Origin of the sequence: Streptomyces sp. NRRL S-455 (assembly GCF_000717875.1) — a bacterium.
In the GTDB taxonomy this organism is placed as follows: domain Bacteria; phylum Actinomycetota; class Actinomycetes; order Streptomycetales; family Streptomycetaceae; genus Streptomyces.
Genome location: NZ_JOCT01000034.1, coordinates 21,074 through 33,871 on the forward strand (window position 1 = coordinate 21,074; position 12,798 = coordinate 33,871).

13 protein-coding genes and 1 riboswitch are annotated in these 12,798 nt (G+C 72.5%); of the genes, 6 read left to right on the top strand and 7 right to left on the bottom strand.

All coding sequences use genetic code 11. From position 1 onward, the window contains the following. Positions 1-2: 2 nt before the first annotated feature. Positions 3-353: a hypothetical protein gene (locus IE97_RS0133740; RefSeq protein WP_030249296.1), complete on the bottom strand. Its 351-nt coding sequence runs from the start codon at positions 351-353 to the stop codon at positions 3-5. A gap of 55 nt (positions 354-408) precedes the next feature. After that, a riboswitch (TPP riboswitch) is annotated at positions 409-520 on the top strand. On the opposite strand from IE97_RS0133740, the gene thiO reads away from it, so the two are divergent. The 5 genes from thiO to IE97_RS0133765 all read left to right on the top strand — a co-directional run bounded on the left by thiO (position 518) and on the right by IE97_RS0133765 (position 5,751). Beyond that, positions 518-1,681, top strand: coding sequence for a glycine oxidase ThiO (gene thiO, locus IE97_RS0133745; protein WP_030249300.1), 1,164 nt, complete (start codon positions 518-520; stop codon positions 1,679-1,681). (Overlaps the previous riboswitch by 3 nt.) After that, the gene (gene thiS, locus IE97_RS0133750; protein WP_030249305.1) at positions 1,678-1,878 is read left to right on the top strand and encodes a sulfur carrier protein ThiS; all 201 of its coding nucleotides are present in this window, start codon (positions 1,678-1,680) and stop codon (positions 1,876-1,878) included. Before thiO ends, thiS begins: the two co-directional genes overlap by 4 nt. A gap of 2 nt (positions 1,879-1,880) precedes the next feature. Next, a complete protein-coding gene (locus IE97_RS0133755; RefSeq protein ID WP_030249308.1) occupies positions 1,881-2,678 on the top strand; it encodes a thiazole synthase in 798 nt (265 codons plus the stop codon). A gap of 192 nt (positions 2,679-2,870) precedes the next feature. Next, positions 2,871-4,814 (top strand): Stk1 family PASTA domain-containing Ser/Thr kinase, encoded by a 1,944-nt coding sequence (pknB, locus tag IE97_RS0133760; protein WP_030249312.1) that lies wholly within the window; start codon positions 2,871-2,873, stop codon positions 4,812-4,814. A gap of 58 nt (positions 4,815-4,872) precedes the next feature. After that, complete coding sequence (locus IE97_RS0133765) at positions 4,873-5,751, top strand: deoxyribonuclease IV (protein WP_030249315.1); 879 nt, start codon at positions 4,873-4,875, stop codon at positions 5,749-5,751. Positions 5,752-5,788: 37 nt separating this feature from the next. Here IE97_RS0133765 and IE97_RS0133770 read toward each other — a convergent pair whose 3' ends face one another. The 6 genes from IE97_RS0133770 to IE97_RS0133795 all read right to left on the bottom strand — a co-directional run bounded on the left by IE97_RS0133770 (position 5,789) and on the right by IE97_RS0133795 (position 12,133). Further along, a complete protein-coding gene (locus IE97_RS0133770; RefSeq protein WP_234310729.1) occupies positions 5,789-6,292 on the bottom strand; it encodes a Pycsar system effector family protein in 504 nt (167 codons plus the stop codon). Continuing rightward, entirely contained in the window at positions 6,289-7,389 is a 1,101-nt protein-coding gene (locus IE97_RS0133775; protein WP_030249323.1) for a hypothetical protein, read from the bottom strand. Before IE97_RS0133775 ends, IE97_RS0133770 begins: the two co-directional genes overlap by 4 nt. Continuing rightward, positions 7,386-9,596, bottom strand: coding sequence for a hypothetical protein (locus IE97_RS0133780; RefSeq protein ID WP_051705221.1), 2,211 nt, complete (start codon positions 9,594-9,596; stop codon positions 7,386-7,388). The genes IE97_RS0133775 and IE97_RS0133780 overlap by 4 nt, the downstream gene beginning before the upstream one ends. Continuing rightward, entirely contained in the window at positions 9,593-10,450 is an 858-nt protein-coding gene (locus IE97_RS38875) for a hypothetical protein (protein ID WP_051705222.1), read from the bottom strand. The genes IE97_RS0133780 and IE97_RS38875 overlap by 4 nt, the downstream gene beginning before the upstream one ends. A gap of 109 nt (positions 10,451-10,559) precedes the next feature. Beyond that, a complete protein-coding gene (locus IE97_RS0133790; protein ID WP_030249341.1) occupies positions 10,560-11,258 on the bottom strand; it encodes a Crp/Fnr family transcriptional regulator in 699 nt (232 codons plus the stop codon). Positions 11,259-11,482: 224 nt separating this feature from the next. Next, the gene (locus IE97_RS0133795) at positions 11,483-12,133 is read right to left on the bottom strand and encodes a sulfite oxidase-like oxidoreductase (protein WP_030249345.1); all 651 of its coding nucleotides are present in this window, start codon (positions 12,131-12,133) and stop codon (positions 11,483-11,485) included. A 175-nt stretch (positions 12,134-12,308) separates the two neighbouring features. On the opposite strand from IE97_RS0133795, the gene bfr reads away from it, so the two are divergent. After that, on the top strand, positions 12,309-12,785 hold the full coding sequence (gene bfr, locus IE97_RS0133800; RefSeq protein ID WP_030249348.1) for a bacterioferritin: 477 nt from the start codon (positions 12,309-12,311) through the stop codon (positions 12,783-12,785). The last annotated feature ends 13 nt before the right edge of the window (positions 12,786-12,798 follow it).

Genomic DNA, 12,798 nt, shown 5'->3' on the forward strand with positions numbered 1-12,798 from the left:
AGTCAGTGCTCATGTGCAGTGACCTGCTCCACAACACTCGTCCCGCTGCCCGGCTGGGACTCCCACTCCCAGGTCTCCTCCAGCCGCACCCGCCCGTCGGGCAGGTCCACGACCGTCGAGACACAGTGCCCCGAGGACGTGGTCCCGTCCTCCTTGAGCTGTACGTACCGGAAGTCCAGCGTGTCGCCCTCGCGGGTACCCACGAGATGTCCGCGCACCACGTCGCCGCCCGCGTACTCGGCCCAGATCTCGCCGTCCTTCTCGTGGTACGTGAACCGGGTGCGGGTCCCCACCTGACCAGGTGCCTGGTCGGCTACCGGGGCGAGGACGAGACCGTCGAGGGACCGGGCCATCGCTGAGGCTCCCTTACTGCTGCAGTGGGCATCGGGCTAGGGTTGGTGGCCAACGTAAGGCACTCGCGGGAGCCCGGACGCACCGGGCTGAGAGGGAGGCTGGCGGCCTCCGACCGTACGAACCTGATCCGGGTCATGCCGGCGAAGGGAGGGGCTGGACGCCCATGTCGCGTACGCGAACCTCAGACGTCCTCGTCATCGGGGGCGGGATCATCGGCCTGGTCACGGCCTGGCGGGCCGCGCAGCGCGGGCTCGCTCCCGCCGTGGTGGACCCCGAGCCGGGTGGCGGGGCCGCACAGGTCGCGGCCGGCATGCTGGCGGCCGTCACGGAACTGCACCACGGCGAGCAGACCCTGCTCGGTCTGAACCTGGCCTCGGCCCGGCGCTACCCGGACTTCGTGGCCGAGCTGACCGAGCTGACCGGTCACGACCTCGGCTACCGCCGGTGCGGCACGCTCGCCGTCGCCCTGGACGCCGACGACCGGGCCCACCTGCGCGAACTGCACGCCCTGCAACAGCGGTCGGGCCTGGAGTCGCAGTGGCTGTCGGGGCGGGAGTGCCGTCGTCTGGAGCCGATGCTCGCGCCGGGGGTGCGCGGCGGGCTGCGGGTCGACGGCGACCACCAGATCGACCCGCGGCGGCTTGCCGTGGCTCTGGTGGCCGCGTGCGAGCGGGCCGGTGTGGTCTTCCACCGGGTCTGGGCCGAGCGGCTCACCGTCGCGCGGGACCGCGCCACGGGTGTGATCACGGCCGACGGCACCGAGCTGGGCGCCGGGCAGGTCGTGCTGTCCGGGGGCAGCCTCAGCGGGCGGCTCGCGGGCGTCCCGGAGGACGTGCTGCCGCCGGTGCGGCCGGTGAAAGGGCAAGTCGTGCGGCTGACCATGCCGGAGCGGCACGGGCCGTTCCTGAGCCGGACGGTGCGCGCGGTGGTCCGCGGCAGCCACGTCTACCTGGTGCCGCGCGAGAGCGGTGAGCTGGTCATCGGGGCGACCAGCGAGGAGATGGGCTGGGACACCACCGTGACCGCGGGCGGCGTGTACGAGCTGCTGCGGGACGCGCACGAGCTGGTCCCCGGCATCACCGAGCTGCCGCTCACCGAGACCCGGGCCGGGCTGCGGCCCGGCTCCCCCGACAACGCTCCGCTGCTCGGCCCGACCGGTCTGGAAGGGCTGCTGCTGGCCACCGGGCACTACCGCAACGGCGTGCTGCTCACACCGGTCACCGGAGACGCCCTGGCGCACGCCCTGGCGACGGGCGAACTGCCCGAGGAGGCCCGCCCCTTCACCCCGAAACGCTTCACCACGTCACTCACGGAGCAGCCCGCATGAACATCTCCGTCAACGGAGAGCCCCGGGACGTCCGGCCCGGCACGGCTCTCGACACCGTCGTGAGCGCGCTCACCTCCTCGCCCTCCGGGGTGGCCGCCGCCCTCAACGAAACCGTCGTGCCACGCGCGCAATGGCCGTCCACTCCCCTGGCCGAGGGAGACCGCGTGGAAGTCCTCACCGCCGTCCAAGGAGGCTGACCATGGCCGACGATCCGTTTGTCCTCGCCGGTACGTCCTTCACGTCCCGCCTGATCATGGGCACGGGCGGCGCGCCCAGCCTCGACGTGCTGGAGCGGTCGCTGGTCGCGTCCGGGACGGAGCTGACGACGGTCGCGATGCGGCGGGTGAACGCCTCGGTGCACGGGTCCGTGCTGTCCGTGCTGGACAAGCTCGGTATCCGGGTACTGCCGAACACGGCGGGCTGCTTCACCGCCGGTGAGGCCGTCCTCACGGCCCGTCTCGCGCGCGAGGCCCTCGGCACGGATCTGGTCAAGCTGGAGGTCATCGCCGACGAGCGCACGCTGCTGCCGGATCCGATCGAGCTGCTGGACGCGGCGGAGACGCTGGTCGACGACGGGTTCACGGTGCTGCCGTACACGAACGACGATCCTGTGCTGGCGCGGAAGCTGGAGGACGTCGGGTGTGCGGCGATCATGCCGTTGGGGTCGCCGATCGGGTCGGGGCTGGGAATTCGCAATCCCCATAATTTTGAGCTGATCGTGGAGCGGGCGGGGGTGCCGGTGATTCTGGACGCGGGGGCCGGGACGGCGTCGGACGCCGCGTTGGCGATGGAACTGGGGTGTGCGGGTGTGATGCTCGCCTCGGCGGTGACGCGGGCGCGGGAGCCGGTGTTGATGGCCGATGCGATGCGGCATGCGGTGGAGGCGGGGCGGTTGGCGTATCGGGCGGGGCGGATTCCGCGGCGGCACTTCGCGGAGGCGTCTTCTCCGGCGGAGGGCATGGCTGTGCTTGATCCGGAGCGGCCCGCATTTCAGTAGCTGTGCGATGGCGCTGAGGTCGGGTGGGTTCTGCAGCCCGGCGTTGCGGGGTGCCGCTGCGCCCACCCGTGCCGCCCCAGCGGCACGACTGCCCGCAGCTAGGCCGCAGGCTGAGTCACAGGTCCGCTGCAGTCCTGCTCCGGAAGCGGGCAGGGCGAGTGGCTGTCGGTGGTGGCTCGTAGACTCGCCTGCGTGGACACGACCCTTCAGGACCCCTTGGTCGGGCAGGTGCTCGACGGCCGGTATCGCATCGACGCGCGGATCGCGGTCGGTGGGATGGCCACGGTCTACCGGGCCGTGGACACCCGGCTCGACCGGGTCCTCGCACTCAAGGTGATGCACCCCTCGCTCGCGGTGGACGGCTCGTTCGTCGAGCGGTTCATCCGTGAGGCGAAGTCGGTGGCCCGGCTGGCGCACCCGAACGTGGTGCAGGTCTTCGACCAGGGCACCGACGGCTCGTACGTCTACCTCGCCATGGAGTACGTCGCGGGCTGCACCCTGCGGGACGTGCTGCGCGAGCGGGGAGCCCTGCAGCCGCGTGCCGCCCTGGACATCCTGGAGCCGGTGCTGGCCGCGCTGGGCGCCGCGCACCGCGCCGGGTTCGTGCACCGGGACATGAAGCCCGAGAACGTGCTGATAGGGGACGACGGCCGGGTCAAGGTCGCCGACTTCGGGCTCGTCCGGGCCGTGGACACCGTGACGAACACCACCGGCACCGTCCTCGGCACGGTCTCGTATCTCGCGCCCGAGCAGATAGAGAACGGCACCGCGGACCCCCGGGTCGACGTGTACGCGTGCGGCGTGATGCTGTACGAGATGCTGACCGGCGACAAGCCGCACGACGGGGACTCCCCCGCCGTGATCCTCTACAAGCACCTGCACGAGGACGTCCCGCCGCCCTCGGCCGCCGTACCCGGTCTGGCGTACGAGCTGGACGAGATGGTGGCCTCCGCGACCGCCCGCACCCCGGACATCCGCCCGCATGACGCGGTGGCGCTGCTCGCCCAGGTCCGTGACGGGCGCGCCCGGCTGACCGCGGAGCAGCTGGACGTCCTGCCGCCGCAGGCGCTCAGGGCGGACCACGACAACGCCGACGACCGGACGAGCGTGATCCCGCGCGGCCTGGCCGCGCCCCGCCCGCTGCCCGTCAACGAGGACGAGGAGGGTTCCGGGGCCGCGATCGACCGCACCAGCCGGTTCGAGTCCCCGCCGCCCCCACCGCCCTCGCCGTCCCGGCGCCGCCCGGGGTCCCGGCGCGGCCCGACGGCGATCGTCGTCGCCGTGCTGCTCGTGCTGGGGCTCGGTGCCGGTGTCTGGTACGTCAACTCGGGCCAGTTCACCGAGGTGCCCCCACTGCTCGCCAAGACCCAGGACCAGGCCGAGGACCGGCTGGCGGACGCGGGCCTCGACCTCGGGAAGGTCGAGCACGCCTACAGCGACACCGTGGAGCGCGGCCAGGTCATCAGCAGCGACCCGAAGGCCGGGACGCGCATCCGCGGCAACGACTCGGTGAGCATCACCATCTCCGACGGCCCCCGGAACGTGCGCGTGCCCGCCCTGGAGGGCCGGCGGCTGGACAAGGCGCGGGATTCGCTGAAGGAGGACGGCCTGGAACCGGGCATGGTCACCCGGGAGTTCAGCGAGGACGTGCCGAAGGGGGCGGTGATCTCCGCGCGTCCGGCCGACGGTACGAAGGTGCGGGCGGGCACGGCCGTCGCGCTCGTCGTCAGCAAGGGCAGCCCGATCGACATCCCCGACGTCACCGGTGACGACCTCGCCGACGCCCGGTCGGAGCTGCTGGACGCCGGTCTCAAGGTGAAGGTCGCCGCCGAGCGGGTCAACTCCTCGGAGTACGACAGGGGCCAGGTCGCCGAGCAGAGCCCTGCCCCCGGCGGCACGGCGGCCGAGGGCGACACGGTGACGCTGACGGTGTCCAAGGGCCCCGAGATGGTCGAGGTCCCGGACGTGGTCGGCGACAGCGTCGACGACGCCAGGCGGAAGCTGGAGGGCGCCGGGTTCCAGGTCGACGAGGACCGCGGCCTGCTCGGCCTGTTCGGTGACGAGGTCAAGGGCCAGTCCGTCGAGGGCGGCGAGACCGCGCCCAAGGGCTCGGCCATCACCATCAGGATCAGGTGACGGGCGCGGGCGGAGGCCCGTGGCCGGGGCAGGGCCGGACGCATGACACCCTGAACGGGTGAACAACCAGCTGTCCGGCCCCTCCCGCAACCCCGTGGGCGGCCACGTCCCCGTGGCCGGCGGGCTCCACTCCGTCGGCCTGTCGTACGCCCGTGACCTGAAGGCGGAGACCGTCCAGGTCTTCGTCGCCAACCCGCGCGGCTGGGCCACCCCGGCCGGGAATCCGAAGCAGGACGAGGCGTTCCGTGCGGCGTGCGCGACCGAGTCGGTCCCGGCGTACGTGCACGCCCCCTACCTGATCAACTTCGGTTCGCACACCGAGGCGACCGTGGAGCGGTCGGTGGAATCGCTGCGGCACTCGCTGCGGCGGGGGCGGGAGATCGGGGCGCTGGGCGTGGTCGTCCACACGGGCAGCGCGACCGGCGGCCGGGAGCGGTCGGTGGCGCTGAAGCAGGTGCGCGAGCACCTGCTGCCGCTGCTCGACGAGCTGACCCATGACGACGACCCGTATCTGCTGCTGGAGTCGACCGCCGGCCAGGGCGCCTCACTGTGCTCACGGACGTGGGACTTCGGCCCGTACTTCGAGGCCCTGGACGCCCACCCGATGCTGGGCGTGTGCCTGGACACCTGCCACATCTTCGCCGCCGGGCACGACCTGACCGGCCCCGGCGGCATGCACCGGACGCTGGACCTGCTGGTGGACACCGTCGGCGAGGGCCGGCTGAAGCTGATCCACGCCAACGACTCCAAGGACGTGGTGGGCGCCCACAAGGACCGGCACGAGAACATCGGCGCGGGCCACATCGGCGAGGATCCGTTCCGGGAGCTGATGACGCACCCCGCCACCGAGGGCGTGCCCCTGATCATCGAGACGCCGGGCGGCAAGGAGGGGCACGCGGCGGACGTGGAGCGGCTGAAGAAGCTGCGGGACGGCTGACGCGGCGGCGGGCCGGGCGGCCCGCCGGCCTTTCCGGTCAGCGCACAGCGACCGAGACCGCCGCCAGGAGCAGCCCGGCGCCGAGCAGGGCCATCGAGCAGCGCAGCCAGCGGTACTTCGCCGCCAAGATCGCGCTGACGTCCTGGAACTGCACCAGCAGCCAGCCCACCCGGTCCTGTCCGGCCCGCGCGACCGCGTCACGCAGCACCTCGGGGTCCCTGGCGCCCAGCGCGTCGGCGTAGAACGTCAGGCCCGGGGTCGTCCGGACGGTACCGCTGCGCGGTGCGATCACCGCGAGCAGCAACAGCGTCCCGGCCGCCCACAGCACCCCGCCGGCTATCAGGAACACCAGGGCGGTCGTGCCGGCGGGGAGCGTCCCGCCCCGGCTGAGGACCAGCGCCGGTGCCGCCACGGCGCCCGAGAGCAGGATCGACGCCTTCACGTCCGCCCTGCCCAAGTCCTCACGTACGGTCACCAGCAGCCGTTCGGCGACGTACTGGTCGGCCGTGTCGAGCTGCGGCACGGGCTGGGCCGCGGTCACGCGCGCTCTCCGGCACCGGTGTCGTCCTGGAGGGATTCCGTGTCGGCGGGAGGGTCCGCCGGAGCGGCGGGCGGCGGGATCGGCGGGGCGTCGGAGACGGCCGCCGGGGGCAGCGGCGGGTGCGGCGGCACAGGCGGGGCCGGCAGCGCGGTCGGCGCCGGCGGCACCCCGTTCTGGAACACGGTCGAGGAGGCCGTGCGGCTGAAGTCGATGAGCGCCCGTACCTGGTCGTCGATCTGGTGGCGCTGGACCACGCCCTGGTTGATCAGGTTGGTCAGGTAGTCGAGCGCGCCCTGGCGCTGGTCGCGGGCCTGCCGCTGAAGCTCGGCCAGGATGTCCTGGGCGCGGCTGGGGTCCTGCGCGAGCAGGTGCGCGTACTGGGTCGCCTCGCCCGCGCTGATGAGCTTCTGCGCGTCCTCCATGTTCGCCATGACCCGCGCCTTCTGGGCGGTGTCCATGGCCTGCTGGACCTCGCTGCTCTTCTCCACCGCCACCATCTGGGCGTGGTGGTCGGCGGCGGCCTGGCCGAGGTCGATCCGGATGAACACCTGGGTGGCCAGGCCGAGTTCGGCGCCGAAGTCGCTCCACCGGCCGCTGGCCAGCTCGTCCTGGATGGCCTCGTCGACCTGCTGCGCCGAGTCCAGGCCGTAGCGCCGGCTGATCCCGCGCAGCCGGCTCTCCAGCGGCGGGCGCAGCATGCGCTCCACGTCCACCACCCGCTTCTCGGCCGCCAGGTGGAAGTCCCGCACCTCCCAGTTGACGTCGGCGCCCGCCTTGAACCGCGACCGGTCGCCGGAGGTGGGCAGTTCCAGCTGGAAGGACACCTGGTGCTGGCCGCGGGCGACCCAGCACACGGAGGTGGGCTTGCCCATCAGCGGCTTGTTGTGGTGCTCGGCGCCGCGAACCGTGACCACACTGTGCCCGCCGTTGCGGTAGTAGAGCACCGACGCCACCTGGCTGTGCTGGTGCCGGTAGCCGCCCTGCGGGGTGAACTCCCTGACGAAGGGCCCTCTCAGATCGTGCGGCAGGGCGAACTCCGCCTGCCAGTTCTGCGGTTGCTGGGGCTGCCACTGCTGGCCCCACCCGTTGTGCGTCATCGTGTACCCGCTCCCTGGACCGCCCCGTGAAAGCGGCGGACCTGCTGGTCGTTCAGTGGTTGGTCGGGGTCTTCGGACAGTTCCTTGAGCAGTGCGAGCAGCCGGTCCCGGTCGTCCTGGCTGTGCACCAGCAGCGGCAGGAACGACTCCAGGCACGACGCCCAGGGCTGGTCGGCGCTCCGGCGCAGCCAGTCGGACACCGTGTCCACGGCCGCTTCGTAGGACCGGCCGGTCTGCAGCGCCGTCCACAGCAGCCCGGCGAGCTCCCGGGCCAGGCCGGGACGGGCGTCGGCGAGGGCCAGCATGAGGGGCCAGTCGCCGCGGTCGGCCAGGTCCGGGTGCTGGTTCCACAGGTCGGTCGCGGAGACGGAGGCGAGGAAGACGGCGCTCTGCAGGCCGAGGTCCTGCTGGGGCCGTCGTGCGTCGGACAGCCAGGCCCGGATCCGCCGGAGGACGAGCGGATCGCAGTGGGCTCCGGCGAGGTGGGCGACCTGGACTCCCGCGGGTCCGCGCAGTGTGCCGTCCTCCCAGACGCCGATCTGGCCGAGGAGGTCCAGGGTGTCGGCGACCGTGGCCGTCGCCCGTCCCCGGCCGAGCACGGCACCCGCCGTCCAGCGCAGGTGCTCGTCGCCCTGGCGCGCCCAGTGCCGGACCAGGGCGCGTACGGCCGTGCCGACCTCCGGGGTGGTGACGGCCACGTCGAGGACGGTCGCGGCGAACAGACGGCGGCGGGCCTGCGGGGCCTGGGCCATGGGCTGCACGAGTTCCTGGACGGTGTGCGAGCAGTCGAGCCCGCAGAGCAGGCCGGCGGCCATGGCGGCGCGGACCCACACCTGCGGGCGGGAGTCCTCGCACAGTCCGGCCAGCCAGCGCAGGACGGGTCCGCGCACGTTGTGCCGGTGCTGCCACAGGTGCCCGAGGACTGCGGGGCCGAGCGCCTCGCCCCGGAAGCGCACGGTGCGCACCGGCACGTCCTCGTCCCCGACCTGTTCCACGCCGGTGTCCGCCACCGCGCGGGCCGAGGCCAGCCGGGCGTCGACACCGTCGCTGAAGAGCGGGCGGCCGGGGGTGGCCGTCGGGTCGGCGGTGACGGTGAGTTCCCAGGCGAGGACCTCGGCGGCCTCGGCGACTGCGCTGAGGGAGGCATGGCCCAGCACGGCCACGGCGATGCGGTAGGCCGCGTCCCGCAGGCGCTGCGGGCTCTCGGCGAGCGCACCGCCGGCGAACCAGTCGGCAGCCTGTTCCTCGGCGAACCGGCGGCACCTGGCGAGCAGTTCGTCGTGGGTCAGGTCCCCGCGCACCCGCCGGGCGAGGAGTGCGGCGAACCGCTTCGCCTCCGCGGGCAGCAGTTCGTCGAGGCCCGTGGCCTTCAGCACCGCCGGGTCGGTCGCCAGTGCGCGGGCCTGTGCGTACAGGTCGCCGGGATCCTCCTCGAGTTCCGTGGCGAGGTGTCCGTCGACGACGTCGGAGGCGGACGCCGGGGTGTGCTGGCAGTAGTAGCGGCCGCGCCGGGAGAGGACGTCGCCCGGTTCGGGGGTGGCCAGCAGTACGGCGTACGCCTCCTGCTTGCCGAGGAGTTCGCACAGCCGGTCGAGGCCGGTCTCGTCCGGCAGGCCCGAGGCGGTGGGCTCCAGGGCGTACCCGTGGCCCGGTTCGATCTGGCTCTCTTCCAGCGCGGCGAGGTCGGAGCGGGGGTCGAGGCGGGAGACGTGGCCCCGGGTCACGTCGTCCAGCAGGGACAGGGCGGTGCAGGTCCGGCCGGTGCCGGGCTGCCCGCAGAGGACGAGGAGCCGGTCGGACCGCAGCCGTGCCTTCCACCGGCCGTACTCCTCGGGCTCCTGGAACACCCGGCGCAGGGTGCGCAGTTCGTCGGCGGGAAGCGGGCCGGCGAGCAGTTGGACGGCGGCCTCCGGCCTGCCGAACAGGTTGATGGACTCGAAGTGGCCGCTGAAGAGGTTGCCGGATCCGTGGGAGGACGACCGGTAGACGCGGGACGCGGCCGCGGAGGTGCCCGGGAGCCCTTCCTCGGCGAGTGCGTCGGCGGCGCCCCCGATGACGTCGTTCTGGGACGGGTCGGGCCCGGCCGCGTGGTCGGGCTGGGGCGCCTGGTCGGCGCGCTGGGCCGCCGCCGGCTTGGCGTTGCCGGGCTGTCCGGGCTGTGCCCCGCCCGGTGCGGGGCCCGCGGGTGCGGCGTTGTCCGCGCTCACCGGTCACTCCCGCCGGTTCCGGGGTGGCCGATGTTGATGTTCTCGAAGTTGCCGGCCAGCAGCTGGCCGCTGCCGTGGTGGTGGACGTCCTGGACGACCTTCGCGTGCCGCGCCGACTGCCCCTCGGGTGTCCCGGCTGGTCCGCGGGGCGCGGGCGTGCCACCCGGCCCTGGCTGAGTGTCCTCGGGCCCGGGCGCGGGGCCATCCGGGTCGTCCTCGGGCCCGGGCGGGCCGGCACCCGGACCGTCGGCCTCGTCGGCGGGCTCCGGTTCCGGCGGCTGGGGCAGTCCGGGCACCATGAACCAGGCCGTTCGGGCGCCCTCCTTCAGCTCCACCTCATGGCCGCGGTAGTGGTCCGGTTCCACCCAGCGGCCGCCGGGCAGGACGGCCTCCTCGTACAGCCGGTCGGAGACCACGGCCACCAGCGGGGACTTCTCCGGAGCGGCTGCGAGGAGCGCCTTCGCCGTGGCGCAGTCGCAGAGCCGGCAGGCCAGGTCGACCGCGCGGCCGGAGCGGCCGTGGGCGTCGGCCCTGACCGGGCCGATGTGCATGCCCACCCGCAACCGCAGCGGGGTCCGCAGGTCGCCGTTGACCTCCCGCAGGTTCTGGTGGAGGTACTCCAGCCACTCCCCCACCACCCTGCGGCGCGGGACGCTGAGGGGAAGGAAGCTGAGGACGCCGTCCCCGCGGTCCTCCTGGTACAGGCGGGGCGGGTGGATGCCGGCCTTGTCGAAGGCCTGGCCCGTGACCTCGTAGAGTCTGGCGCGCATCCGGTCCTTCTCGGGATCGGTCAGTCTTCCCGAGCCTTCGGCGTCCACGCTGATGATGACGCTGTACTCGTCTTCCGCTTCCATCGGTCTCTCCTCGTGCTCCCTGACGTCCCGACGGCCGTGCCCCCGATGCTGGCGGTGCCGGCGGGACCGCGCTGTAGCCGTTTACACAGCAGGGGAATGCCGGTACGCGCTACGTGTCTCTGCCGTGCCGCGCCCCGCCCGCGAGCAGGCGCAGGGGTTCCAGGTCGGCGACGGCGAGCGTGCCCGGGCCGGTCCGCACCAGGCCCTGCTCGCGGAGCAGGCGCAGCGCCTTCGCCACGGCCTCGCGGGTGGATCCGACCGAGGCGGCCAGCTCGTGCTGGGCGAGGGGCAGCCGGATGGTGACGCCTTCGCGCTCCACCCGGCCGGTGCGGTCGGCGAGTTCGACGAGCCGCTCGGACAGCCGCTGGAGCACGGTCATGGAGGCCAGGGCACGGCGCTCGTGGTCGGCGCTGCGCAGCCGCTCCGTGAGCTGGGTCATGATCAGCGCGTTGGCGTGGGGGCGGGCGGCCAGGAAGCGACGGAACCGCTCCCCCGGGACGACCAGCCCGGTCAGGGGTCCGAGGGCGCTGACCGAGGCGCTGCGCGGTCGCCCGTCGAGGGCCGCCATGTCCCCCACGACCTCTCCGGCCTGCCGCAGGCCCAGAATGAGCCGTCCGCCGCGTTCGGTCGCCGTCCACACGGCGGACCAGCCCTCCAGGATGACCACGGCGAACGTGGTGCGCTCCCCCTCCGACAGGAGGGTCTCGTGAGCCGGATACTCGTGCCGGCTTCCCAAGCCGGCCAGGGCTTCACGGTCGGCCGACCCCAGTCCTTGCATGAAGGTACGGCGCTCTCCGAACAGCCCCACATCGTCCCCCGACAGCGTTAGCCCGACCGACCTCAAGCGGAACACCGCGAACCCGGCGGTCCTGTCCACACGGGACGGCGCTCACCAGGCAAGACTGAAAGAGTAGCGCCCCATGTACGGAACGTGCGCCCCCCGGGGCACACCCGGCGCCCCACCAGGGCCGGTGACCGCCGTGCCATCCCGCCCCGGCAGGCGCCCCGCGGGGCTCATGGCGCGAGGAATCCTCAGAGGCCGGGGCCGTCCCCGGGGCCCTCCTGGTACGAGTAGCGCTGCTCCTGCCACGGGTCGCCGATGTTGTGGTACCCGCGCTCCTCCCAGAAGCCGCGCCGGTCGGCGGTCATGTACTCCACGCCGCGCACCCACTTGGGGCCCTTCCAGGCGTACAGGTGGGGCACGATCAGGCGCAGCGGGAAGCCGTGCTCGGCGGTGAGCAGCTCGCCGTCCTTGTGGGTGGCGAACAGGACCTGCTCGGAGGCGAAGTCGGACAGCCGGAGGTTGGAGCTGAAGCCGTACTCGGCCCACACCATCACATGGGTGACGTCGTCCGCGGGCGGGGCGAGGTCGAGGATCGTGCGTGCCGGGACGCCGCCCCACTCGGCGCCCAGCATGCTGAACTTCGTGACGCAGTGCAGATCGGCCACGACGGTGGTGTACGGCAGGGCCGTGAACTCCTCATGGGTCCAGCAGTGCTTGCCGCCGCCGGAGGTGGCGCCGAAGACCCGGAACTCCCAGCGCTCGGGCCGGAACTTGGGGACGGGCCCGTAGTGCGTGACCGGCCAGCCGCGTTGCAGACGCTGTCCTGGCGGGAGCCCGGGCTGCGTCGCTCCTGCTGGATCGCGCCCTTCTCCCGATTCACTTCCCAGCGGCTGACCCATGACTCCATCCTGACAGACCCCGGGTGGTGCCCCTGACAGAGGTGACCCCAAAACGGGACAACTAGAACTAAGCATGCACTTACTTACTAAGTGAAGACTTACTGGACGATCTTTGTCGTCGGTGGAATCATGCGGCGCAACCTGCCAGTTCCCCGCGTTGGAAGGAGCCTCTGCGATGCAGGGCGACCCCGAGGTCCTCGAATTCCTGAACGAGCAGCTGACCGGCGAGCTCACCGCGATCAACCAGTACTGGCTGCACTACCGCATCCAGGACAACAAGGGCTGGACGAAGCTCGCCAAGTACACGCGTGAAGAGTCCATGGACGAGATGAAGCACGCGGACAAGCTCACCGAGCGCATCCTGATGCTGGACGGCTTGCCCAACTACCAGCGGCTCTTCCACGTCCGGGTCGGCCAGACCGTCACCGAGATGTTCCAGGCCGACCGGCAGATCGAGGTCGAGGCGATCGACCGGCTCAAGCGCGGCATCGAGGTGATGCGCAGCAAGGGCGACGTCACGTCGGCGAACATCTTCGAGGAGATCCTCGCGGACGAGGAGCACCACATCGACTACCTGGACACGCAGCTGGAACTCATCGACAAGCTCGGTGAGGCGCTGTACATCTCGCAGCAGATCGAGCAGCCGAGCTAGCAGCCCCCAGGGG